The 22,584-nt window shown below is 54.4% G+C and carries 21 protein-coding genes and 3 pseudogenes; 16 read left to right on the forward strand and 8 right to left on the reverse strand.

Annotated features, from left to right (window positions below):
- The first annotated feature begins 28 nt into the window (after positions 1 to 28).
- Both ASC93_RS32795 and ASC93_RS12495 read left to right on the forward strand, forming a co-directional pair.
- Positions 29 to 202: a hypothetical protein gene (locus ASC93_RS32795; RefSeq protein WP_368854517.1), complete on the forward strand. Its 174-nt coding sequence runs from the start codon at positions 29 to 31 to the stop codon at positions 200 to 202.
- Between the two features lie 203 nt (positions 203 to 405).
- A complete protein-coding gene (locus tag ASC93_RS12495; RefSeq protein WP_082547978.1) occupies positions 406 to 2,688 on the forward strand; it encodes a heavy metal translocating P-type ATPase in 2,283 nt (760 codons plus the stop codon).
- A gap of 302 nt (positions 2,689 to 2,990) precedes the next feature.
- On the opposite strand, the gene dmeF is transcribed toward ASC93_RS12495, so the two are convergent.
- From dmeF to ASC93_RS29750, 6 genes and pseudogenes are all read right to left on the reverse strand, one after another.
- Positions 2,991 to 4,271: a CDF family Co(II)/Ni(II) efflux transporter DmeF gene (gene dmeF / locus ASC93_RS12500; RefSeq protein ID WP_056442013.1), complete on the reverse strand. Its 1,281-nt coding sequence runs from the start codon at positions 4,269 to 4,271 to the stop codon at positions 2,991 to 2,993.
- Between the two features lie 82 nt (positions 4,272 to 4,353).
- The gene (locus ASC93_RS29740; protein ID WP_082548005.1) at positions 4,354 to 4,530 is read right to left on the reverse strand and encodes a DUF1289 domain-containing protein; all 177 of its coding nucleotides are present in this window, start codon (positions 4,528 to 4,530) and stop codon (positions 4,354 to 4,356) included.
- Between the two features lie 5 nt (positions 4,531 to 4,535).
- Positions 4,536 to 4,811, reverse strand: coding sequence for a metal/formaldehyde-sensitive transcriptional repressor (locus tag ASC93_RS12505; RefSeq protein ID WP_056442016.1), 276 nt, complete (start codon positions 4,809 to 4,811; stop codon positions 4,536 to 4,538).
- Between the two features lie 116 nt (positions 4,812 to 4,927).
- Positions 4,928 to 5,242, reverse strand: a complete 315-nt coding sequence (locus tag ASC93_RS12510; protein WP_157201885.1) for a hypothetical protein — start codon at positions 5,240 to 5,242, stop codon at positions 4,928 to 4,930.
- A gap of 139 nt (positions 5,243 to 5,381) precedes the next feature.
- Positions 5,382 to 5,591, reverse strand: a pseudogene (locus tag ASC93_RS29745) (YnfA family protein); the annotation flags it as partial.
- A gap of 216 nt (positions 5,592 to 5,807) precedes the next feature.
- On the reverse strand, positions 5,808 to 6,140 hold the full coding sequence (locus ASC93_RS29750; RefSeq protein ID WP_082547980.1) for a helix-turn-helix domain-containing protein: 333 nt from the start codon (positions 6,138 to 6,140) through the stop codon (positions 5,808 to 5,810).
- A 223-nt stretch (positions 6,141 to 6,363) separates the two neighbouring features.
- Between ASC93_RS29750 and ASC93_RS30710 the strand changes: the two genes are divergently transcribed.
- The 7 genes from ASC93_RS30710 (at position 6,364) to ASC93_RS30725 (ending at position 10,866) form a co-directional block, all read left to right on the forward strand.
- Complete coding sequence (locus ASC93_RS30710) at positions 6,364 to 6,768, forward strand: hypothetical protein (RefSeq protein ID WP_157201886.1); 405 nt, start codon at positions 6,364 to 6,366, stop codon at positions 6,766 to 6,768.
- 166 nt (positions 6,769 to 6,934) lie between these two features.
- The gene (locus ASC93_RS30715) at positions 6,935 to 7,315 is read left to right on the forward strand and encodes a hypothetical protein (protein ID WP_157201887.1); all 381 of its coding nucleotides are present in this window, start codon (positions 6,935 to 6,937) and stop codon (positions 7,313 to 7,315) included.
- A gap of 76 nt (positions 7,316 to 7,391) precedes the next feature.
- A complete protein-coding gene (locus ASC93_RS12515) occupies positions 7,392 to 8,477 on the forward strand; it encodes a CAP domain-containing protein (protein WP_157201888.1) in 1,086 nt (361 codons plus the stop codon).
- Between the two features lie 39 nt (positions 8,478 to 8,516).
- Entirely contained in the window at positions 8,517 to 8,900 is a 384-nt protein-coding gene (locus ASC93_RS30720) for a hypothetical protein (protein WP_157201889.1), read from the forward strand.
- 176 nt (positions 8,901 to 9,076) lie between these two features.
- Entirely contained in the window at positions 9,077 to 9,235 is a 159-nt protein-coding gene (locus ASC93_RS32800; protein WP_368854520.1) for an antitoxin Xre/MbcA/ParS toxin-binding domain-containing protein, read from the forward strand.
- 145 nt (positions 9,236 to 9,380) lie between these two features.
- Positions 9,381 to 9,989, forward strand: a complete 609-nt coding sequence (locus ASC93_RS12520; protein WP_157201890.1) for a hypothetical protein — start codon at positions 9,381 to 9,383, stop codon at positions 9,987 to 9,989.
- Positions 9,990 to 10,236: 247 nt separating this feature from the next.
- Positions 10,237 to 10,866 carry an HAD domain-containing protein gene (locus ASC93_RS30725; protein ID WP_229412702.1) on the forward strand — a complete coding sequence of 210 codons (630 nt, stop codon included), beginning with the start codon at positions 10,237 to 10,239 and terminating at the stop codon, positions 10,864 to 10,866.
- Here the strand turns inward: ASC93_RS30725 and ASC93_RS32050 are convergent.
- Positions 10,859 to 11,041, reverse strand: a pseudogene (locus ASC93_RS32050) (IS5/IS1182 family transposase); the annotation flags it as partial. The gene ASC93_RS30725 and the pseudogene ASC93_RS32050 sit on opposite strands and share 8 nt — an antisense overlap.
- A gap of 285 nt (positions 11,042 to 11,326) precedes the next feature.
- Between ASC93_RS32050 and ASC93_RS12525 the strand changes: the two are divergent.
- The 5 genes and pseudogenes from ASC93_RS12525 to ASC93_RS12530 form a co-directional block, all read left to right on the forward strand.
- Positions 11,327 to 12,472 carry a PA0069 family radical SAM protein gene (locus tag ASC93_RS12525; protein WP_056442028.1) on the forward strand — a complete coding sequence of 382 codons (1,146 nt, stop codon included), beginning with the start codon at positions 11,327 to 11,329 and terminating at the stop codon, positions 12,470 to 12,472.
- 264 nt (positions 12,473 to 12,736) lie between these two features.
- The gene (locus ASC93_RS29760; protein ID WP_082547982.1) at positions 12,737 to 13,663 is read left to right on the forward strand and encodes a hypothetical protein; all 927 of its coding nucleotides are present in this window, start codon (positions 12,737 to 12,739) and stop codon (positions 13,661 to 13,663) included.
- On the forward strand, positions 13,656 to 14,123 hold the full coding sequence (locus tag ASC93_RS29765; RefSeq protein ID WP_082547983.1) for a hypothetical protein: 468 nt from the start codon (positions 13,656 to 13,658) through the stop codon (positions 14,121 to 14,123). Before ASC93_RS29760 ends, ASC93_RS29765 begins: the two co-directional genes overlap by 8 nt.
- Complete coding sequence (locus ASC93_RS30730) at positions 14,120 to 16,177, forward strand: hypothetical protein (RefSeq protein WP_157201892.1); 2,058 nt, start codon at positions 14,120 to 14,122, stop codon at positions 16,175 to 16,177. The genes ASC93_RS29765 and ASC93_RS30730 overlap by 4 nt, the downstream gene beginning before the upstream one ends.
- Positions 16,178 to 16,468: 291 nt before the next feature.
- Positions 16,469 to 17,364: pseudogene (locus ASC93_RS12530) on the forward strand (radical SAM protein); the annotation flags it as partial.
- 215 nt (positions 17,365 to 17,579) lie between these two features.
- Here ASC93_RS12530 and ASC93_RS12535 read toward each other — a convergent pair.
- Positions 17,580 to 19,313 carry an ABC transporter permease subunit gene (locus ASC93_RS12535; RefSeq protein ID WP_056442030.1) on the reverse strand — a complete coding sequence of 578 codons (1,734 nt, stop codon included), beginning with the start codon at positions 19,311 to 19,313 and terminating at the stop codon, positions 17,580 to 17,582.
- A 1,313-nt stretch (positions 19,314 to 20,626) separates the two neighbouring features.
- Here ASC93_RS12535 and ASC93_RS29770 point away from each other — a divergent pair.
- Both ASC93_RS29770 and ASC93_RS29775 read left to right on the forward strand, forming a co-directional pair.
- Entirely contained in the window at positions 20,627 to 21,757 is a 1,131-nt protein-coding gene (locus tag ASC93_RS29770) for an amidinotransferase (RefSeq protein WP_229412697.1), read from the forward strand.
- A gap of 24 nt (positions 21,758 to 21,781) precedes the next feature.
- Positions 21,782 to 22,540, forward strand: a complete 759-nt coding sequence (locus ASC93_RS29775; protein ID WP_082547984.1) for an iron-containing redox enzyme family protein — start codon at positions 21,782 to 21,784, stop codon at positions 22,538 to 22,540.
- The last annotated feature ends 44 nt before the right edge of the window (positions 22,541 to 22,584 follow it).

Below are 22,584 nucleotides of genomic sequence, written 5' to 3' on the forward strand. Positions count from 1 at the left end.
TTCGAGGGGACGGGCACAAATAGCCAATTTGCTTGTCTCGCTGGTCTGCGCGACCCTGGTTGCCTTGGCAGTTCTCGGCGGCGTTGCGGCGAGTACGGGCGGTGCGAACATCCTACCGGGAATCCTCCGGGTCACCTTCTGGAGTACGCTGGCCATGGGGTTGTCAGCTGCTGTAGGGACTGCGTTCGGAGCGCCGACGTGACACGGGGCATCAGAGGTGCGGCAAATTATGCTTGTCGGCACAATGGACACGGATTATTGATGTTGCGTTCGCTTGGAGGCAGTGCGTACCGGCTGTCGTGTCGTGCGGATGCGCTCATGCATCAAGGGTTCGCAGCAGCGCGCTAGACCTCTACAAGAACCAAGTCGCAGACAGTCCGTCTAGCGTCTCAAGGATGAGTTACTATGCCTTTGACGAACCGAATCAGTCTGGCGCAGTTGGGTATCTGTTCCATGTCGCTCGTGGCTGGTGGCGGAGTTCGCCTTTTTGGCTTCGGCCAACTGGCCGGCTGGATCTGGCTGGGCGGTGCCTCGATCGTGCTGGTCGGCGTATTGGCCGATACGGTTGTGGCGCTATGGCACAAAAAATTCGGGCTTGACCTGATTGCCCTGGTATCGATTGCAGGCGCAATCGTCTTGCAGGAATATTTCACGGCGGCTGTCATCGCACTGATGTTCGCCAGCGGTCGCGCATTGGAAATATATGCGGAAAGGCGCGCGCAGGACGAAATGTCGGCGTTGCTGAGTAAAGCTCCCCGCTGCGCCAACCGGTATGAAAACGGGCAGCTCGTCCAGGTGCCGCTCGCGGCCGTCCGCCTTGGGGACCGCCTTGCGGTACGGTCCGGCGAGACGGTGCCGGTCGATGGCACGCTCGTTTCCGGCGCCACTGTAGATGAGTCGAGCCTGACTGGCGAATCCCTACCCGTGTCCTACGGTCCCGGGAAGTCGGTCGGAAGCGGGGCTGTCAACGCCGGTGACGCATTCGACCTACTTGCGACCAGTACGGAGGAGGACAGCACGTTTTCCAACATCATCCGCCTGGTCCGGGCCGCACAGGAATCGAAGGCACCGGCGGCGCGGCTGGCGGACCGGTACGCGCTCATGTTCGTCCCGCTGGCCCTGGGTATCGCAGGGCTGTCCTGGTTGTTCAGCGGCGATCCGAATCGGGCGTTGGCAGTGGTCGTGGTAGCCACACCCTGTCCACTGATCCTGGCCGTGCCGGTCGCGATTGTCAGCGCGATGTCGCGTTGTGCCCGGCGCGGTGTACTCATCAAGCATGGCGGTGCGCTCGAGAAAATGGCAGAAGTCAAAACCATGTTTTTCGATAAAACCGGTACGCTAACGGGCGGCAAAGCGCGGCTGGCTGCGATATTGGCCGCCCCCGCCGTGGATCAGGAAGAGCTCCTCAGGTTGGCGGCCTCGCTGGAACAAATGTCCGGTCACACGATAGCCCAAGCGGTGGTCGGTGCCGCCATCGAGCGTGGGCTGCGCTTGACGGTTCCGGAGCGCGTGATCGAACAAGCAGGCGCCGGGCTGTCCGGTTGGGTGGACGGCAAGCAAATTAGTATTGGCGGCCATGACTACGTCCTCGGTACCGCGACATGGCCAGCCTGGGCGGCGAATCTGGTCGAACGCATCGGTTACGAAGGGGCGGCCGGCGTATATGTCGCGATTGACGGCACATTCTGCGGTGTGCTGCAGATGGCGGACGAGATTCGCCTGGAAACGCCGCGTGCCCTGCGGATGCTGCGCGCATTGGGTGTAGGTCATATCGTGATGTTGACCGGTGACCGGGCCGACGTGGCGCGAACCATTGGCAACTCATTGGCGGTCGACGCCGTAGTGGCCGAACAGACGCCGGCATCCAAACTTGCCGCGATCTCGGAAGCGAGGAGGGATGGGGTCACGCTAATGGTTGGCGACGGCATCAACGACGCCCCGGCTCTGGCTGCGGCGGACATTGGCGTAGCTATGGGGGCGCGCGGCGCGGCCGCTGCCGCCGAATCCGCCCAGGTGGTGTTGCTGGTCGACCGCCTGGACCGTCTCGCCTTTGCGGTCCGGATCGCACAGCAAACCAGGACCATCGCGCTGCAAAGCGTTGCGGGAGGGATGGGCCTGTCGATCGCCGCCATGCTTGTCGCAGCATTTGGCTATTTGCCGCCGGTTGCCGGCGCATTGCTGCAAGAATTGATCGACGTCGCCGTGATCCTCAATGCGTTGCGCGTGCTTCGCCTTGAGACGGCAACGAGTGCCGAGCGCATATCGGCGAATGATCTGGACAAGCTGAAGGAAGAACATGCCCGCTTGCGCCCCGTGCTCGACCGCCTCGCCCGACTGGCGGATCAGGCAGCGAATCTACCCGCTCCTGTCATGCGAGAGGAGCTGCTATTGCTGAACGAATCGCTTCGTCACCAGATTCTTCCGCACGAATCGAACGACGATGTCACGCTCTATCCGCGGGTGGCGCGTTTGATCGGCGGAGAGGACCCGCTGGCTTCCATGAGTAGCACACACCGCGAAATCTATCGCCTCAGCCGCATTGTCGACCGGCTTACGAATGCGACGCTGGGTGAAGGCGATGAGGAGGCGTCCATGCAGGAGTTGCGCCGTACCTTGTATGCGCTCGAGGCCATCTTGCGTCTGCATTTTGCGCAGGAAGAAGAGATTTACTATGGGCTTGCTTCTTAATTCGCTACTTCGTATTGGGCCAGCAACGCCGACATCGTAACCCGTTGGCACGCACCAAAATCGATCGCTACCGTCGACTGCTGTCGGTTGCCCGGCGCTGACGTGGTTCGGCCTCGTACTGCGTCGATATGGTAGTTCGTGACCTGGCGATCTGACGTGGCCGCTGAATCGATTCTGGACCGCTCGGCAAGGTAAAGCGTTAAATCGTCGCTAATTGTGTTTGCGGCTATGGCCGAGGATCAGAAACGCGGCGGCTCCGCTGAACGCTGCGCCGACATAAAACGGGAGCCGACTGATAGCGCTCAGCGTGTAGTCTCGATCGGATTGACTTCGACCGTCAGGTGCGACAGTCCCTTGAAGCGCTTGAGCGCCACGTGGTAGAAGGCCGGGCTGCGCCGCGGTTCGCTGGTCGCAACCGATACCAGGGCGCTCATGTGGCCCGGGCCGAGCCGCCACACGTGCAGGTCGAGCACCTTGTCGCCAACGTCTTCGATCGCGTGGCGCACCTTGTCGGCCATCTTCCAGTCGGTATTCATGTCTAGCAGGATGCCGCCGGTGTCGCGTATCAGGCCGAACGACCAGTTCGCGATCACAAGCGCACCGACGATACCGGCCAGCGGGTCCATCCAGAGCCAGTTGAATTCTTTTGCCAGCACGAGGCCAATGATAGCCAGTACCGACACGGCCGCATCTGCCATGACGTGGATATAGGCGGCGCGCATGTTGTGGTCGCGATGGGCGGCGTCATGGCCGTCGGCATGGTCGTGCGCATGCTCTTCGAACTCAACCGCATATTCGCCGTCCGGCAGCCGCACGATGGCCTTGAACGCGTGGGGCTCCGGGATGTCCTCCTTCGACTCCAGGTAGCCGCGGCGGTCGGCAAACGTGAAGGACTGTTGCGACCCATCGGGCCGAACCGTCGTGACCGAAAGAGCCGAGGGCGGTAGCGTCAAGCTTGCGGGTTCGGGCGTCAGCCGGAAGACGGGCGGCACCCCATCTTCGAAGATCGACAGCGACACCACCCCGGACGACGTGGCGATCCGCTGCACTTCTTCCTCATGAGTGTGTTCATCATGGTCGTGGCCATGGCCGTGCCCATGGCTGTGGCTGTGGCCATGGTGATCCCCGCTCAACAGCCAAACGCTTGCGATATTGACCAAAAGGCCGACGATTGCGATCGGAATCGCCTCGCTGAAATGAATGGGCACCGGCGCGAGAAAGCGCGTGACGGCCTCGTAGCCGATCAGAAGGGCGATCATCGCCAGCACGATCGCGCTGGTAAAGCCCGCCAGGTCACCGAGCTTGCCGGTGCCGAAGACGAAGCGCGGGTCGTTCGCGTGCTTGCGCGCATAGGTGTACGCGAGCGCCGCGATCAGCATCGCACCAGCGTGCGTCGACATGTGCAGGCCATCGGCGACCAGCGCCAGGGAGCCGAACAGGCTGCCGCCGACGATTTCAAGCAGCATCATCGCGCTGCACAGCGCGATCACCGCCCAGGTCCTGCGTTCATTGCTTTCGTGGCCGACGCCCAGGAAGATATGGTCGTGGCCCGCGCCGAAGGCGGCGTCTTCGAAGCTGCTCATCTCCGCTTCCCGTTCGAGACGGCTTTGGGCGGGGATCGGATCGTGTGTCAGATTTTGCATTGGTTGTCCTCAGCCAGCGGCGCTATCGCCCAGCCAACTTTTTCTCGCGTCTTGCGCGTTCGTTGATGATCTGGTGCCTGCGGTGATCGGTCATCTTCTTCCACTCGCGCGCCTCGGCGAGTGTGCGCAGGCATCCGGTGCAGAAGCCGGTCTTGCCGTCGAACTGGCAGAGCTCGACGCATGGTGATTTGACGGCCAGGATGCTTACTTAAGATACGCGCGGATGACGTCGAGTAGTTCGTCCGTGCCTTCTGCACGCGCCGTCTCGGTCAGGTCATTGGCGGCGACGTGTTCCCGGACATGGTCCTCGATGACTTCCGCCATCAAACCGTTCATGGCGCCTCGGCTGGCAGCCAGCAAGTGCAGGACTTCGGAGCAGCCAGCCTCGGACTCAAGGGCGCGTTCGACCGCCTCGATCTGGCCGCGGATGCGCCGGACCCGGGCGAGCAGCTTCGCCTTTTCTCGTGTGGTATGCGACAAGCGATGACCTCCAAATATAGGGTAGGGGGGTATACTAGCAGATCGAGATCTCGCTTATGCGAAACGTTGCCCGGATGTATGACGCGCGGACTACCCTGGACTCGTCACTATGTCGATCAGCAGAATCGCCAGAAACGCGAACAGGAAAGGCGCCATGCTGCCAGCCGACCCTCTGTCTCGTGCGCTTCGGTCGGCAATTCTTCGGTGACCAGATATAGCGACGCGGCGACCGCGAAAGCCAACACGCCTTCGATCCAGGCGCCGGACAGTACGCCGCCGAGGAAACTGCTGGCAATCGTGCCCACCAGCGGTGCGATCGAAACCGCGCTCGTGGTGAGCAGGCTGCGTCCGTTACTGTTGCCGTCCCGGCTGAACACCGCAGCGATCGACAGTCGGAGCGTCAGCAGTTCGACCTGCAAGGCAATTGTCACGAGCAGCGTCTACTTCCCATGGCTGCGTTTGGTAACCGAGCTCACGCCGATGAGCAAATGATGAGGAAAGGGACGAAGGTATCACTGAGCCCCGTACGGCATGCCATGCAAGGCGAGTTTTCGCTAAGCCGAGTGATTGCTATTGGCGCGGAGCGAGCATGATGATCGCCATGCCGATCAGGGTCACGATGGATTCGACCAGATCCCACCGACTTGGACGAATCCCTTCGACGAGCGATAGCCACGCGAGGGCCACAGTGCCGTAGACACCGCCATAGGCCGCGTATGTGCGGCCGGCGGCAGTGGGATGTAAGGTCAGCAGCCAGGCGAATGTACGAAGAGACAAGGCGGTGAATCCAACAGCACAATGCCAGGCGTGATGCCGATTTGGCCGCGATTGACGTGATGCCCGTCGCATGCAAGGGATACTCGATGCGGGCTTCGCTGACCGTGCCTACAGTTATTGATGACGTTGGGGAAGACTTCAATTGTGTCTTCATGACTCCATTCTCTAAAGCAACGGAGCTTTTACAAAACCTATGGGCGCATCACCGCCTAAGAACGCTTAGCGCAGACGGCTTCCCGGGGGCTTCACTTTTGGCTGTGCCGCGTTCGCCCTACGAGGCTCGTCTTCTTGTGGAGGCAGTGATATATCGAGCTCACTGAAAAACTCAGCTAGTGTCATACCCAGGACATGACATATGTTTGCTAAAACAACAACAGATGGGTTAGCGACGCCGCGTTCGATCTCAGATATAAACTGTCGGGCTATGTGTGCTTCCGAAGCCAGTGTCAGCTGACTTATCTTTGCACGCATTCGAGACTCCTTCAGCCTGTCGCCGACGGCCAAGCTCACTAGATTTCTTGCATCTGTTGCTTTTGCGGGCGTTGTCGTCATGCTCACGATGATGCACGTGAGCCCGACTCCTGACGACCTACTATACACGACAATTACTTGTCGTGTATAGTTTGCAAAGCCCGGCGCGCCGGACGCGATAGGGACGTCGTGCCGCACTGTTTCCGTAAGCTAAACGCTGGCTCAGCCGATCGACGTGCCTCTCAAATTTCGCTCAAGGACCAACGTGTTTTACGTTTACAAGAAATCTCAGGATAACGAAGGGATGGCAGTGCTCAGTGCGCTATCGGGGCAGCCTGGACTGCGCAGCTATCCCTTCGTTGAGTTACCTTTAAACAGTCATTTGTTTCATCTCGATGTCGCTCCAATCGATGACGAAAGTAGGTGGCAACGTTTTATTTTCGATACGTTTGAAAATGTTATCGAATTTCTGGCGTCGGAAAAAATAGAGGAATTCAGAATCCATATTCAAACAAGAAGACATGCAGACGCGGACTACCTGTTGAAGCGCATTGTTCAAATATCGGAGGGCTACGCAATCAGCGGCGAGTCCGCGTATGTATTTTCCTGCGCAAATGGTTCGATTGAGATTGGGGGAGTTAATGATTTAAGGCAGAGTGATATTGTCAGGATGTCGAGTTTGTGGCAGGAACATAGGCCCGACAGGTAAGATCAGGAAAATTTCAAGAATTATTATTGAATATACAAAAATATAGAGGGTGCCAGTGGAATATAGCTGCAAAAAGTGCGGAAGTTCGAACACTCAGAAAATATCTGCAATCGTCAGTGGCGGCACCAGTCATGGACGTTCGACGTCTAGCTCGACGACCGTAGGTATGGTGGACGGGAGCTTAGGTTTTGCAGGCACACAAGGCTCAACAAACACGACCATGCGAACTGAGCTTGCCAAAAAGCTGGCGATGCCGACCAAACGTACCGAGAGCTGGATATTCTATGGTCTTTTTATCGGAGGTGGGTTCGCCTGGGTGGGTGGTGCAATTGCTGGATTTCTAGGTGTGATGATCTTTAATTCGGCTGTCGGTGCGATTTCAGCACTGATCGCGGGAGTTTGTATATTTTTTCATTGCATTAAACATTATCGCAATAGTGCAAAGCGTAATGAAAAATACAATAAAGATGAATATCCTGATGCGAAAGCGCAGTGGAATCTCAGTTTCTATTGCCACCGCTGTGAAAATATCTTCGTCCCGCAATAGGACCTAACCTGTAAATATAAATTAAATTCTTTGTGCGGCTTGCTCGGGATTTCTTTTCGATGCAACCGGAATTTATGTGTTTTTTATCGACTATCAAATGGATAAAAATTACAAGAAACGAAATAACTGCGGGATATTGATTGCAGGTGTTGTCACTGCTGCCCTGACCGGCTGCGGTGGCGGTGGAGGTAGTTCAGTTCCGAACACGACTACCTCCGTTGCAACCAACCCAGCCCCTGTGCCGACGCCCCCTGTCAGCACTGTACAGGCGGCTGACCTGCAAGCCGCTGTTCCGGCAGCGTACCCGGCTGGCAGCGTGCAAGCTGTCGCCTTCGACGAATTCAACGCCTTCCGCGCCATCGAAGGCCTCGGCCCGGTGCGCCAGAACGCCAACATCGACATCGCAGCCAAGAACCACGCTGCCTACGTTCAGACCAACCAGAGCGGCGCCGACGCGCACCACGAAATAGCAGGCAAGCCGGGCTTCACCGGCGCGGATCCAGGCGATCGCGTGACCGCGGCCGGCTACGCGAGCAACTACACCACCGAAGTCATCGCCTTCGAAGGTATTCAGCAAACGTCCGTACAGGCTCTGCTGAGCACCGTGTTCCACCGCAACGCCATGATGGTCCAGGGCCTGACGGACGCCGGCATCGCACCGGGCAGCGACAGCGGCCCGACGTACATCGATGCGGGCTACATCAAGCAGCAGAAAAACGCTGGTAACTACGTGGGCGTGTTCCCCTACGACAAGCAGACCGGCGTACCGATGACGCACCACACCGAGTCGCCGAATCCGTTCTATCAGGAATTCGAGATGACCCAAGCAAATGTCTGCGCTAAGACCAGCTACCCGATCAGCATCGCCACCGAGGCCAGCACCGTTCTGAAAGTGACCTCGTTCACTGTGATGCCAGAAGGGCGGAGCACCCCGCTGGATGTGCGCCTGATGACCCGCGACAGCAACGATCAGAACTTGCAGTATCTGAGCGCCAACGTCGCTTACATCGTCGGCAAGGCTCCGTTCACGCCGGGCACGAAGTACATCGTCCATTTTGTCGGCACCGCCACCGGCACGGCAACCGGCAGCGCAAATGGTCTGGCGATCGACAAGACTTGGGTATTCACGACCGACACCAAAGACGTGATGGGCTGCTCATGACACTTGAACGGGCACACGAACGTTAATGCGAATGCGCACATGAATGAAGATGATGAGCTCGAATATCTGAAAGTACCCTTGGGTTTTCCTCACCCTGTGTCTACAGGTATGCTTCCAGGAACTCAGCCGAAATTTTTAGTAGTGAGTTACCAAGGTAAGTTTTACTTACCGGGATGTACACCGCCCGAACTATATGAGCGGTGGCGGATCTGTGAAGAAATCGCGCAGCAATTGACAATTAAATCACGCGATTCCAAAGAGGGTAAGCGATCGCATATGAGCGAGTCGGCGATACTTGAGCAATACTTGCCGTGGTTGACTCAAACAAATTTGACGACAGAAGCCGAAGCGAGATGGGTGATTCTACGTGTGGCAGAGATTCTGGAGTGGCCGATTCCGCCGTTAGCCACGGCTAACTCATGATTTCGTCAAATTTTCACGCCAAGTCATCAAAAAATTTGGAGTAAAGCATGAGTATGAGATCGCGTAAAAAGGAAATTTACTGGAGTCCAACTCATCGAGGTATCCCTAACCAATTTTCGAGGAAGTTGAGGGTTGGTAATGTCACCAAAGTTTGGAATACGATCGGAGCAAGTGTAATGCAAGTGTTTGGGGGTGATATTGCTACATCATTAAACTGGTTTAAGACGCCGGCTATTGCACTTAACGGCATGCGGCCGTTGGATTTAGTTGCGGAAGGGAACATTGAATCGCTACGAGACTATCTTATTCGGTTGGAGTTCGGTGTTTATATATAGTGAGAAAAAAAATTTCAGGATCTAGGCAGTGAATTTTATTGATATATAAGTTTCATTGTTTAACCACCTATGAGTGGGGGCAACCCATAAATGTAGCTTGGTAAAGGCAGGAACGATGAGTGCACCGTTGAGGGAAGACGAAGATATGAAGATGCTGAGCTTGACGGTCAAAGTGCCGCGGCACCTCCCGCTCGGCATTGCAGAATCGTTGGAAAAAGCTTTGACAGAAGCAGTCCAAATCCTCACGCGCAGCACTGCTTTCCAGGACCTTGTTGAATCAGCGGATAACGTGGCGCGATTAGTTATCACCCAAGTTCGTCCAGGCGGCATCATGATGGAAGACCGTATTGGTCAGATGGCTACGATTAAAAGAGTGTTTGAAGAAGGCGACTGGCTGACAGAGGAAGAAATCAACAAGCTGCAGAAAAATCCACCATCGAAAAAGTCACTTCCAGCGAGCGATTGGCGGCGCCGTAATCGCATTTTTAGCGTCTCATACGGTGGAAAAAAATACTATCCTCGTTACCAATTCGACGCGATGTATCAACCGCTGCCGATCATCAGTGAAATCTTGAAAGCTTACGGCGAATGTTCGGATACCTGGTCACTCGCAGCGTGGTTCCATTTCCCTAATGGCTGGATCGCGAAGCAAGTGGGTAACGAGGCGAGTCCAGTAGCCCCGAAAGACGCGCTTGAGCGGTTTAGTGACGTCATCAAAGCTGCTCGCAGTCAAAAGGGGACGTACCTCGCATAACTTTTTCGACTCCTTCCGTAGGACCTAACAAGACTTTTAGAGGGTGTAGACAAAATTAATAACGTAGCTGTGGCATGCTGTTTCGATATGGGAGTAGCATGCCATGGCAACGAAACATCCAGTCGACAGCGCTGAGCCGTCAAGTAACGCCGGAGGAAGGCTACCAATGTTGAAGCCTGAGCATGTCGCGGTTTTGCACGATATCGTGATGCAGCGCGTTCACCGTTGCAGGAGTACACTATTTAGGATGGCACCTATCCTCTATCTCGATTACGACGGCGTTCTGCATCCACCCGATGTGCGCGCCACTAAGGCCGAGCCCTTGCGGCCGCGGGTATATGAGAAAGGACAGCCGACAGACCGTCCCCTATTCGAGCATGCATCGCTATTAGTTACTATTTTGGCGGCATTCCCTGAGGTCCGTATATCGCTAGCGACGAGTTGGGTACGTACACTCGGCTACGAATTCGCTGTGCAGCAGCTGCCGCCAGCGCTGCAAAATCGAGTAGTAGGGACCATCTGGCAAGGTTGGATGCTCAAGTTCCCCCCACCGCGACGACATGACGCCATTACCGCTGATGCCGAAGAGCGCGGGGTTGGGCGCTGGCTGGCATTAGATGATGATGTCGAGGGATGGCCTTCCAACAGGCGTCATTTGCTTGTAGCTCCGAAAAATCCCTGGCAAGGTCTTTCGCAACCTGGCTTGGCGGAAGAGCTGTCAGCAGCAATCAAGCTTCTATGCACAGGTGAGCGTCTGGAAGTACAGTTGGCCGAACGCCTAAACTACCGCAGCTTACGGTCGACCTTTTCGACAGAGCGCGCAGCATCGCGTCCCAGAGGGTTGCATATCGGCGCAAAAAACGGGCGTAAGCCTTGATCGCCTGCATCATGCTCGCCATGCCCAGCAGTGTAAGCAAACGTCGGAAGTTATAGGCCAGCACATGCAGGCTCATTCCCGTCTTCACACGTTCAAGTCCCCTCGTCAGGAAATGCGTGGCGCCCATCCAGGCCTTGATCGTGCCGTATGGATGCTCGGCTGAGGAGCGGCGGATATCTCAGCCAGCGCGGTGATGGCAAATAGTGTCAGTACTTTCTAGAAGAAGATGAATGCGCCCACGCCTGGATGAATTGGCGACCGTTGCGGAGCTATGCTGTCAAAACGCAAATTATCGCACGTCAGTTGCTGAGACCGACTCATCTTGCAGGTTGTGTAACGCATCTGTTGTCCCGTATCACTCGCTTACACATACAGTAGTGTTGGTAGTTGCATTCGCCCTGATGCATGGTTACACTACGTCTTAAGCTGTATGGATATACAGTACTTTTAGGCGAGTGCTATGAACCGTGCGAATCTCAGCGAAGTCCAACCGCAACCAATGCACCTGTACAAAGGACGGGGAGCGACCAGTAATCTGCAAGGGCGCTACGAAGTCTATACGCGGGAGCGTACTTATGACGGGTGGCACATTGATCGGGACGCCTCTGGCGAACGTCAGCTCAAAACCGAGGTTGTCAGCGAAATTGCTAAAAGCATCCTAAGTCGTAACTCTTCACCAGACATTCCCTTTAATGTTTCTCTCAATCCATATAGGGGATGTGAACATGGTTGCATATATTGCTTTGCCCGCCCATCGCATAGCTACCTCGGCCTGTCGCCCGGCCTGGACTTTGAAAGCCGTATTTTTGCCAAGGTCAACGCCGCCGACTTGTTGCGCCGCGAGCTCGCCAAGCCCGGCTATGTACCGGAAAACATCGCCATCGGCGTGAACACGGATGCGTATCAGCCCTGCGAGCGCGAGCGGCGCATCACGCGCGAGGTGCTGGAAGTGCTGGGTGAGTGCAACCACCCCTATGGCCTGATCACCAAGTCGGCGCTGATCGAGCGCGACATCGACCTGATCGCGCCCATGGCCGAGAAGGGCCTAGCCTGCGCCGCCATCACGCTCACCACACTGGACGGCGAGATCTCGCGCACGCTCGAGCCGCGTGCGGCCGCGCCCTCGCGCCGCCTGCGCGCGATCCGCACGCTGACCGAGGCCGGCATCCCGGTCAGCGTCAGCGTGGCGCCGATCATTCCCTTCATCACCGATCCCGAAATCGAGCGCATCCTGGAAGCGGCCAAGGACGCCGGCGCGGTCGGCGCCCATTACACGGTGCTGCGCATGCCCTGGGAAATCAGCCCGCTGTTCCAGCAGTGGCTACACGCCCACTTCCCCGACCGCGCCCAGCGCGTGATGAACCGCATCCGCGATCTGCGCGGCGGCAAGGAATACGACAGCGAGTTCGGCAAGCGCATGACGGGCGAGGGCATCTGGGCCGACCTGATCCGCCAGCGCTTTTCCAAGACCGTAAAGCGACTCGGGATGGAAGGGCGCATGAGCCGCTTTAACACGACCGACAGCTCGCAATTCCGGCGGCCGCAGGTGGTGCCGAAGTCGGTGGTTAAGCAGGCCAGCGCGGCGGCGCAGATGGACTTGTTCTAATCGACTTGTGGGTGTTTAAGAGCACTCACGGTCCGCTACGACGCGCCGAGTTTCGGTAACAGCGATATGTTCGCGTCCATTTGCCGAACCCTAAAAGTCTTCTCTGTGAGGTGCTGGGCGTGATGGAAGCCAGCGCCCAGTCAGCGCTAGAAGTACAGAAGCACCGCTTAGTCCAGCATATCGGGTCCTTTAGTGGGGACAAAAAGTTGCATTAACGCCAAATAGTGTGTAGTTTTCCGGATAACGGCAACAACTACAACAATCATGTTTGCGACTGCGTTCGGAGCCTTCAATGGAACTAGCTGGGAGAACCTTTGCCAGTTGGTATTTAAGAGGAAGTACGGTGTTGATGGCTATCAGCATATCCCGGTAAGCCCGGGGGACTATGGATTGGAAGGCTATACCTCAGAAACAGGGTACGGATTCCAGTGCTATTGCCCCGAAAAGCAATATTCGCGTAGCGAACTGTACGAAAAGCAGCGGAATAAGATTACAGAGGACATCAACAAACTCCGAGACAACAAAGACGATCTTGTCGATATTCTAGGATCGGTGAAGATTAAAAATTGGGTTTTTGTTACGCCGGAGTTGGCCTCGAACGCGCTGTTAAGGCATGCGCGAAAAAAGGAAAAAGAAGTTTCGGCTGCTAAGTTACCCCATGTGGCAGACGACTTTCGTATCCTCTTGCATGACGCCGAGCATTATCTGCTTGAAATTCGGCAAATCCAGTCTACACAGGGTGAGGCGTTGGATTTCTTCTCTGTATCGCCAAAACTTGAAGATTTGACAGATCCTCCGGAAGAATATGAGGCTAACCTAAGAAGAAAAAGTGTTGCTCGGCTTGAGCCTAAGCGCGGCGCTCCTTCGTATGACCGTTTACTCGAAACTTTGGTGGGAAACACATTAAAAAATTTTGTCGAGGCGGACAATTTTTTACATGGAATTGAAAAGAGTGCCCCATTGCTTCATGCGCGACTGATAGCACTCATAAATGAGTACGAAAACGAGGTCCGAGAAAAAGCAATTTTATGGTATGGTTCGGCCGAGGAGCTTACGAGTCACGTTTCAAATGGATTGATTGCAAGGATTGTTCATGACTTGCAACCAGCATTTAATCAAACCAGCGCGAGCCAAGTGGCGCGACACATCATGGCACGATGGCTTGCTATCTGCCAGTTAGATTATGAATGAATTTACGAAGACAAGAACATTGCGATTCATTCGACGTGCATCCCCAGTATTTCCCGAGCATAGACCGCTTTATAAAATCGCGCAGATTCTTTTAATTCTAGAGCTGGCCTCCCGCGGAGGCAAATCTTCGTTGCCGCGCCTTCAGTTGATGAACTGGGCTTTAAAGACTGAAGAGCGCCGAGCGAAGTTAATTGAATCTGTTAAAAATGGCCAACTGAAGCTCGCTGCGTGGGGGTTCGATCCAGTTGTCGCGATTGCGCTGAGATTTGCCGAGGCGGAGAACCTGGTGTATCAAGTTTCCACTGGTTACCAGATATCCGAAATTGGAAAAAAATTTGCACGAGACATTTGCAGAAACACTGAGAATCTTGAGAGCGAGCGATCGTTTTTGTCTGCGCTCGGGAAGGCGCTCACCGAAGCAATGGTTTCGGAAGTGTCAGACAAATGGGGAGAGTCATGAAAATAAATGCTGTTAAGTTACATATTTCTACAGGCACGGGGAGTTACGGCTTTAGTTTTGAGTTTGGCAGCCATTTAACTGTCGTCCGTGGACGTAACTCCGCAGGTAAAAGTACTCTCTTCAACACAATTTTGTACTCTATCGGTATGGAAGAGCTTGTCGGCGGGCGCGATGAGAAATCTCTTCCATATGGTGTGCGCGATCATTTCTTATATGAGGGCAAGCGTCATGATGTACAGGTATCAGAAGTATTCGCAGAGATTACAAATGACGAAGGAAGGAGCGTAACTCTTCGCCGGGCAATTAAACATCAACAACGCCACACGAAATTAATTGAAATATTTGAAGGAAGATGCTTGACAAAGCACTTACCTTTTGAGAACGCTAAGCCGACTTACATCCATGACGCGGGTGCAGCACAAAGGGAAGAGGGATTTCATCGGTTTCTTGAGAGATTTTTGAACCTACGCTTACCCGCAGTTCCAACTTCATCTGGCGGTGAGGCGAAACTTTATTTGCAAACGATTTTCGCCGCGCATGCGGTCGAGCAGAAGCGAGGTTGGACTGACTATATTGCAACTATCCCATTTTACGGAATTCGAGAAGTTAGAACCAAAGTTGTCGAGTTCTTGCTTGGACTGGAGGTTTTTGATACCGACGCACTCAAGCACCGATTGAACAGCGAGTCACTCCAAATTCACGAAGACTGGATTAAAGCTGTTGGAGAATTGACGCGGGCAGCTAATGGTGAGGGTTTTGCTATTGAAGGACTCCCGAATCGCCCGGACTCTTCATTCAATGAGAGGCTTGTCCAGCTTATAAGAAAATCTGGAGACCGCCAAATAACGCTTCAACAATATCGGACTCAGTTGAGAGAAGAATATCGTGCTCTAGAAGAAAAAATAGAAAACTACGAGAAAGCTACCGGTGATGAGGCTGTGGCCGAACTTGAAGCAGCAGCCACGGAACTCCGGGAATTAAATTTCTTACATGAGCAGAGTATTACTCAGCTAACGCTAAAACGAGCGTCCTTGAAAGAATATGAAGAATTGTTATCTGAGGCGCGAGAAGATCTTGCGCGAAATCGCACTGCGCAGAAGTTAAAAGGGCTGGGAGGAGACTACGATCTTGATCTGGCCAAAGGCCGATGTCCGACCTGCTTTCAAAATGTATCAGAGACACTTCTGGGGGGCGCGATAACTGGCCCTGTAATGAATTTGGACGAAAACATTGCCTACCTGAAGAATCAGTGTTCGATGCTAGACCGCCAAATCGCAGGCTTTCGAAGTGATATCGAAGAAGTCGAGCGGATATCGTCCGAACTAGGACGGCGGTTGGCCGCCAAGAGTGATCATTTGAAGGCGCTACGCGGCGACGTCAGCACTGGCGCTGTGCAGTCCAAAGCCATGATCCGCCGTCAAGTGTACCTCGAGTCGCAAGTCGAAAAGTTGGCCGAAATTGACCGCTTAATGCATGAAAAGCTTCCCAACCTAGAGAGTCTCGCCCGCCAACTTAAAGTGAACCAAGGGCATCGTGCTAAGCTTCCCAAAGAGAGGTATGCCGAAAACGATCAAGAGAAAATTGCTATTTTCGAGAAATGGTTCCGGGCAAACGCAGGTTCGTTTGGTTATGAAAGTGCTTCTATTAGAGATGTCGAGATCAGCCGAGATACTCTTACTCCTGTATTGGAACACATTGAGCTTCGAGAAATCAATAGGAAGAATAGAACAGATATTAAGGCGGACTCGAGTGCAAGTGATTTTGTTCGACTAATTTGGAGTTATCTTTTGGCCCTCTATCAAACTTCGGCGAACCGGGAAGTAAGAGGAAACCATCTCGGAGTCCTAATGCTCGATGAGCCTGGTCAGCATTCTATGCGTGTCGAAAGCCAGCATGCTCTTTTCCAACTCTTAGCTTTAGAGCCTGGTTTGCAAAGTATAGTTGCAGCGTCTTTTGACGAAATGGATAGTGTCTTCACCCAGGCAACATTGAACGTGAAGTTCAAGCTCATCGAGTGGGGAGATAAATTGATTCGACCCTTTCCAATAAGTTAAATAGATATTGAAAAACTGGGAGCGTATCATCATATGCCGATTCGCAAGTCGGAACATCGTGCTCGGTTAAGTCATAAATTCCGCTGAGGCGCAGTACGCGCAGCCTGCAGTCGTGGACGGCCAGTGATACTTAGCTGGCCACGATAGGCGCAGGCGCGAGCGCGCGGATCACAAAGTACGACTGCATGCATACGCAACGTGGTGGCTCGAGCACGTACTTATACGGCGGGCTAAAACGCAATCTTCAGAACGATGGCGTGCCATAAGTATGTATTTTGGCGGGTAGGACATCGTGGATTTGAACATGGATGCATTTATTGCTTTGCCAGGCCTTCACATAGATAACTTGGCCTGTCGCCTGGCCTGGATTTCGAAACTCGCCTGTTTGCCAAGGTCAACGTCGTCGACCTGCTGCGCCGCGAATTGGCCAGGCCCGGCTACGTACCGGAAAACATCGCCATCGGCGTCAACACGAATGCCTATCAGTCCTGCGAGCGCGAGCGCCGCATCACGCGCAAGGGGCTGGAAGTGCTGGGCGAGTGCAACCACCCGTATGGCCTGATCACCAAGTCGGCGCTGATCGAGCGCGACGTCGACCTGATCGCTCCGATGGAGGGAAAAGGCCTGGCTTGCTCCGCCATCACGCTCACCACGCTGGACGGCGAAATCGCGCGCACGCTAGAGCCGCGCGCGGCCGCGACGGCGCGCCGCCTGCGCGCGATCCGCACCCTGACCGAGGCCGGCATTGCCGTCAGCGTCAGCGTCGCCTCCATCATCGCTTTCGTTACCGATCCGGAAATCGAGCGCATCCTGGAAGCGGCCAAGGACGCCGGCGCGGTCGACGCCACTACACGGTGCTGCGCATGCCCTGGGAAATCAGCCCGCTATTCCAGCAATGGCTGCACGCCCACTTCCCGGACCGCGCCCAACGCGTGATGAACCGCATCAAAGATCTGAGTGGGGGTAAGAAGTACGACAGCGAGTTCGGCAAGTACACGACGGGCGAGGGTATCTGGGCAGACCCGATCCGTCAGCGCTACACCAAGACCGTCAAGCGCCTCAGCATAGAGGGCCGCATGAGCCGCTTCAGCATCATCGACAGCTCGCAGTTCCGGCGGCCATTGGTGGTGCCAAAGTCGGTGGTCAAACATGCCAGCGCGGCGGCGGCGCAGATGGACTTGTTCTAATCGACTTAATCGACTTGTGGGTGCATAAGAGCACTCACGGTCTGCTACGACGCCCCGAGTGTCAGTAACAGCGATACGTCTGCCCCATTTGCCGGACCCTAAGAGTTTATTCTGCGCAATGCTGGTCGTGATGGAAGTCTGTGGCCAGCAAGAAATTAATCGTCTACGATTAGTTGCTTTCGGGCAGCCGTGCAGCTCGAGAGCTTAAATCGATTTCAACGGCTGCGATCTTCGGCAAGCAAGTAAAGCTTACGCCAAAAAAATCGGTTGAGCAGCATCACGAACACGCACATGATTCCGATCCCTAACGCGACTCTTTGAAAGTCTCCGGCGTCGGTCATTTGTTTGATATAGCTGCCCAAGCCGTCAGCAATCAGTGAGGTCTTTCCCCAAGTTACGTATTCGGCCACTATGGCCGCGTTCCAGGAGCCACCACTGGCGGTAATGGCGCCGGTGACGAAGCTCGGGAACACTGCCGGCAAGTACACACGCTTCCACTTCAACCAGCCCGTTAACCCAAGATTGTCCGCCGCCAGGCGCAGTTCCGTTGGCAGTGTGGAAGCGCCTGCGACCACATTAAACAGAATGTACCACTGTGTTCCGAATACCATCAAAGGACTCAGCCAAATATTCAAGTTAAGATGCTCGTGCACGACGACATACACCACCAATGGATAAATCAGGTTCACGGGAAAAGCTGCCAGGAACTGCGCGAGCGCCTGGACCTTCTGTGCGTAACGGGGGCGTAGTCCTATACAAACCGCGACTGGCACCCAAAATAGCGATGCCAAGGCGATCAACGACATCACACGTACTAGCGTGATCAAGCCGAGCCCGACAACATGCAAAGCTTCGCCATAGCCGACTTCGGTATGCACGAACTGTACGAAGCGTAGCAAACCGACAAGCGCAACGACGCCAAATAACGTGTTCCATAGCTGCGGGCTGATCCGGAACCGCTTTCGGTCTGGAGCCTGCATGAGTTGGCTGTCAAGCGGGAGGGCAAACCATCCAAGCGTTCGTGCTGCTGCTGCCCACATGCGGTCTGTCAGCGCGCGCATCCAAATGCTGCGCCGACCCCAGTCCAGCAGCCAAGACTGCTGGGAGACATCTCCTTGCGACTCTTCGAAGCGAAACTTATCGGCCCAAGCCAGGAGCGGCCGAAAGAACAGCTGGTCGTACAACAAGATGCCAGTGAACATGGCGCCGATCGCGTAGGCGATCGCGCGGCCGCTTTTCTGATCGATTGCTACAGCGATATAAGCACCGATGCCAGGCAGTTTGATGTCTTGGTTAGCCACGGAAATCGCCTCGGCTGCGACCAGCAAGAACCAGCCTCCCGACATTGACATCATCATATTCCAGAGCAAGGCCGGTATCGCATAAGGCAGCTCCAGGCGCCAGAAGCGCTGCCAGGCGGACAGGCGAAACACACGTGCAGCTTCGCCAAGCTCGGGAGGAATCGTCTTTATCGACTGGTACAAGGAGAAGGCCATGTTCCAGGCTTGCGAAGTAAAAATTGCGAATATCGCTGCACACTCGACCCCGAGCAACCTACCAGGAAAAAGCGCTATGAAGGGGGCAATTGCGATCGCTTGAAAACCCAGGATCGGTAGCGATTGCAGTATGTCTAGTAGGGGGATCATAATCTTCTCTGCAGCGCGTGATCTCGCAGCGACAACCGCAAAGACAAAGGTAAATAATAAAGCGAAGCCGAGTGCCGTGAACATACGCAAGATCGTTCGCAACAAGTAATACGGCAGGTAGATTGGATCGAGTGAGATAGGGGTAGGCTGGCCCAGAGTAAACGGGCGTGTCATTTGCATGGCGCCGTAGCCGACGGCAGCCAGCGCCGCCAATACGATCGGAAGCAGCGCCCAGTCCCAACGGTTTGGTGTCGTGTCAAAAAGCGACCGACCGGTACGGCCAGGCGTAAATAGTTCGAACATAACTTTTTCTTTAGCGGAAAGCTTGTGTAGGCGTAAAGCATCGATCTCTGCAGGCCAATGCGTTCAGTAGCAGGTTCTACTGACAATGTGCTACCGCGTCAAGCAATATTGCTGACCGTACAAATTAGGTTCGCAAGTGCTGGTGTGTGCACGCCGACTATGACAAAGCAGAATTGTTTCAGTCTCGCTCAAATGCTCGCGCAATCGCCGGCCGGGCCAATGACGAACCTTACCGGCGTATGTAAACCCGAATGTGTGATATCGCTCTTCGCCGTGCAAGCCCATGCGTTAACCTACTACAGCGTCGAGGTCCAGTCGATCGGGAAAGACAGTGAACCTGAGCCCAAGTTGCGTATAGCAGCGGCCTCGCTGTGTTCCGTACGCCTTGAGCGTGATCGCAAGATCGTGGGCGGCTTCCCATTCCGCGCCGCCGGCCCACTGGCTGCCGCTGCGTCTTGCCGCCGGGTGCTCTCGCAACCACCCGCCCAGCGTTCCAGTCTGACGAAACCGTCATGCACATAACACTAGACGACGGCAGGGGAGGAGTCGCGCGGGCACTTTTGCAATCCGCGACGTTATCTCGCTACGGACAGATAAGCCAGAAGCCGCTTACAACTCCCACTCGAACACGTGCCCGCGACGAGAGCTCAGAAAGAACTTTAAACAGCGGGATAGTACGTACGCAACTCCCATTCGTCAAGGAAACTCAGGTCAAAATTACGGTTTAGTAATAAACACAGAAGAGTGAGAATTGGAGAGATTTCGCGGCGATAGTCTGCATACAATTTCATGCTAACAACATATCCTGATAGTCAAATTCAGTCGGCTTCTGGTTCACAGTTTCAACCTCAATAAATTCTTATACCTATCCAACTTGGCATGGAAGCTTGACTAAACCACCGCTCATATTTGTGCTTACAACTCCATAGACCTCGCATCCTCAGCAATCGCGTCAAAGAACTTTGCCAACCTCGAATTTTTGCGACGATGCTTAAATCCGGTCGTGCTCGATTGTTGGTTTACTTCAGCGTGCCTGGAAATTCACCATTCCCCGGTCTCGCACTAACAGATTCATATCTGTGCGCCCTGGAGGGAGTCGGTTGAATAGATCGTACGCATACTCCCACAAGCGCTTTAATTAAAATTTTTAAGTCAATTGGTTGCCAAACAGATCGACAGTATCAAATAAATCGATTTAAGCTTCTTATGTGGGGCCGCATACAGGATTAGTTCTTCGACCAAGCGAGGCGGAACGCCTCAAGGTTGAGTGATATTAATGTTTAAATATTTTTACTTAATAGGAGCATAAAAAGATGTTGGGCAAGCACGATTCTTACGAAGAGGTTAAACCGATCAACGACCTTTTATGTGGCGCAGCGAAAAAGCGCGTATATAGCGCAAACGAGTGGGATACTTTGGAAGAGGTCATTGTCGGAGTAGTTGATGGTGCCGCAGTTCCTACTTGGGATCCAATGATCGAAGCCGTAGTGCCAGATGGACAGGAAAGTTTTTTTCGGGCTTACGGCGGCAAGCCATGGCCAGCGAATGAGGTTGCGGCTGCTTCGCGTGAATTAGAGAATCTTGTTGCAGTATTGAAGTCCGAGGGCGTCACGGTTAAGCGTCCTAGCACTGAGTCTTTCGCCAAGCCATTTAGCACACCTAACTGGTCACAGCAATCAGGATTATATGCCGCGATGCCCCGGGACTATTTGCTGGTCGTTGGCGATGTCATAATCGAATCTCCGATGGCGTGGAGGAGTAGGTATTTTGAAGGAACAGCGTATCGGGCGCTGTTAAAAGAATATTTCAATAACGGAGCCCGGTGGTTGCCTGCCCCCCGCCCCGAATTGAGTGCTGAGTTATTCTCTACTCAGTTTAGTAATGGTCAAGAACTGTTCGGCGAAGAATGGCAGTCAGCTGTTACCGAATTCGAGCCAGTTTTTGATGCCGCCGATTTTGTCCGTTTCGGACGAGATATTGTGGTGCAACGTAGTCATGTAACCAATGCTGCGGGTATCGAGTGGGTAAGGCGGTGTCTCGGACCATCTTATACCATCCACGAACATCAATTTCACGACGCCCATCCCATGCATATTGACGCATCGATTATGCCGCTTGCTCCCGGCAAGCTCTTGATCAACCCGGAACGGGTAAAAGATGTGCCTGCGGTCCTTAAGGGATGGGATCTACTTCCCGCGCCTCGCTCCACGTTGCCGGCCTCTCATCCAATGAGGATGTGTAGCCCGTGGGTAGTAATGAACGTCATATCTCTGGACGAGCGTCGCGTCATTGTAGAGGCAAGTGAAGAACCATTGATCAAAGCGTTACGCAATTGGGGCTTCGAGCCGATTCCCGTGCCTTTCCGTGCCTTCTACTCATTCGGAGGTTCCTTCCACTGCGCCACGGCTGATATTCGCCGCCGACACGCAACGAACGATCTTTAATCTCATAATAAGCAGCAGGAAACTATGACTATCGAAAACACGTTGACCGAAATGTTGGGCAAATCATTCGACGCTCTTGAGAAATTTAATCGAAAGCTGGGTGAATGCCAGCCAATGTCACAGAAGGCCGCTGAAGTATATATTTGCAGTATCTACTCCTTACACAGAACGGCACCGTCGGGTATTGCGCACTTAGCAGCCCGACTGACCGATGAATTGATGCCAATCGCGCCTTTTGACGCGCATGCCATGACCGCATGGGTCCTCGACGCTGCAGCGGATGAGTATGGCTTGCGCGGAGGCGAAACACACACAGAACTATTGGCACGGTTTGGCGAGGCTTTCGGAGTTGATAGAACCATAATGGAAAGTCGGTGCAGTTCGACTCCAGGCGCTGCCGCAATGGAAGCAAGCATGAACCATTGGTTCCGTCAATCTCCATTAGATTTCGCCTTAGGTGTGCACCTAGCCTCCGAGCTGACCAGTCGCCGCGAATTTGAAGGGTGGCTAAGCGTTCTTGGAAACCGTGACCATCCGGGCTGGGTATATCTTCACGCTCACTGTGCAGTTGAAGACGGCCACGTGTCGAGCCTCACCACTTTTGCTACTAAGTGGATTGAATTGCGGCCAAACAGCAGAGATATCGTTTTTGACGGAGTTCGTGCATATGACGCCGCTTACGCAAGAATGTTTAACGAAATGGCAGCCGAAATCGGTGCGCCTCCTCGGGCTCAGGAAGTGCTAACCAGTTCCTCAATAGATCTACTGGCCGCCTCGCGGTAAGAACCATCGATGATGCACATACGAGACGTGTGTGCATCATCAGT

The sequence above is a fragment of the Massilia sp. Root335 genome (genome assembly GCF_001425685.1).
GTDB classification, from domain to species: Bacteria; Pseudomonadota; Gammaproteobacteria; order Burkholderiales; family Burkholderiaceae_D; genus Telluria; species Telluria luteola.

Excerpts from the sequence above, each read along its gene's own strand:
- ASC93_RS12495 (WP_082547978.1), top strand. The coding sequence starts at position 406 with ATGCCTTTGACGAACCGAATCAGTCTGGCGCAGTTGGGTATCTGTTCC.
- dmeF (WP_056442013.1), bottom strand. The coding sequence starts at position 4,271 with ATGAGCAGCTTCGAAGACGCCGCCTTCGGCGCGGGCCACGACCATATC.
- ASC93_RS29750 (WP_082547980.1), bottom strand. The coding sequence starts at position 6,140 with ATGACGACAACGCCCGCAAAAGCAACAGATGCAAGAAATCTAGTGAGC.
- ASC93_RS30710 (WP_157201886.1), top strand. The coding sequence starts at position 6,364 with ATGGCAGTGCTCAGTGCGCTATCGGGGCAGCCTGGACTGCGCAGCTAT.
- ASC93_RS30715 (WP_157201887.1), top strand. The coding sequence starts at position 6,935 with ATGGTGGACGGGAGCTTAGGTTTTGCAGGCACACAAGGCTCAACAAAC.
- ASC93_RS30720 (WP_157201889.1), top strand. The coding sequence starts at position 8,517 with ATGAATGAAGATGATGAGCTCGAATATCTGAAAGTACCCTTGGGTTTT.
- ASC93_RS32800 (WP_368854520.1), top strand. The coding sequence starts at position 9,077 with ATGCAAGTGTTTGGGGGTGATATTGCTACATCATTAAACTGGTTTAAG.
- ASC93_RS12520 (WP_157201890.1), top strand. The coding sequence starts at position 9,381 with ATGAAGATGCTGAGCTTGACGGTCAAAGTGCCGCGGCACCTCCCGCTC.
- ASC93_RS30725 (WP_229412702.1), top strand. The coding sequence starts at position 10,237 with ATGGCACCTATCCTCTATCTCGATTACGACGGCGTTCTGCATCCACCC.
- ASC93_RS12525 (WP_056442028.1), top strand. The coding sequence starts at position 11,327 with ATGAACCGTGCGAATCTCAGCGAAGTCCAACCGCAACCAATGCACCTG.
- ASC93_RS29760 (WP_082547982.1), top strand. The coding sequence starts at position 12,737 with ATGTTTGCGACTGCGTTCGGAGCCTTCAATGGAACTAGCTGGGAGAAC.
- ASC93_RS29765 (WP_082547983.1), top strand. The coding sequence starts at position 13,656 with ATGAATGAATTTACGAAGACAAGAACATTGCGATTCATTCGACGTGCA.
- ASC93_RS30730 (WP_157201892.1), top strand. The coding sequence starts at position 14,120 with ATGAAAATAAATGCTGTTAAGTTACATATTTCTACAGGCACGGGGAGT.
- ASC93_RS12535 (WP_056442030.1), bottom strand. The coding sequence starts at position 19,313 with ATGTTCGAACTATTTACGCCTGGCCGTACCGGTCGGTCGCTTTTTGAC.
- ASC93_RS29770 (WP_229412697.1), top strand. The coding sequence starts at position 20,627 with ATGTTGGGCAAGCACGATTCTTACGAAGAGGTTAAACCGATCAACGAC.
- ASC93_RS29775 (WP_082547984.1), top strand. The coding sequence starts at position 21,782 with ATGACTATCGAAAACACGTTGACCGAAATGTTGGGCAAATCATTCGAC.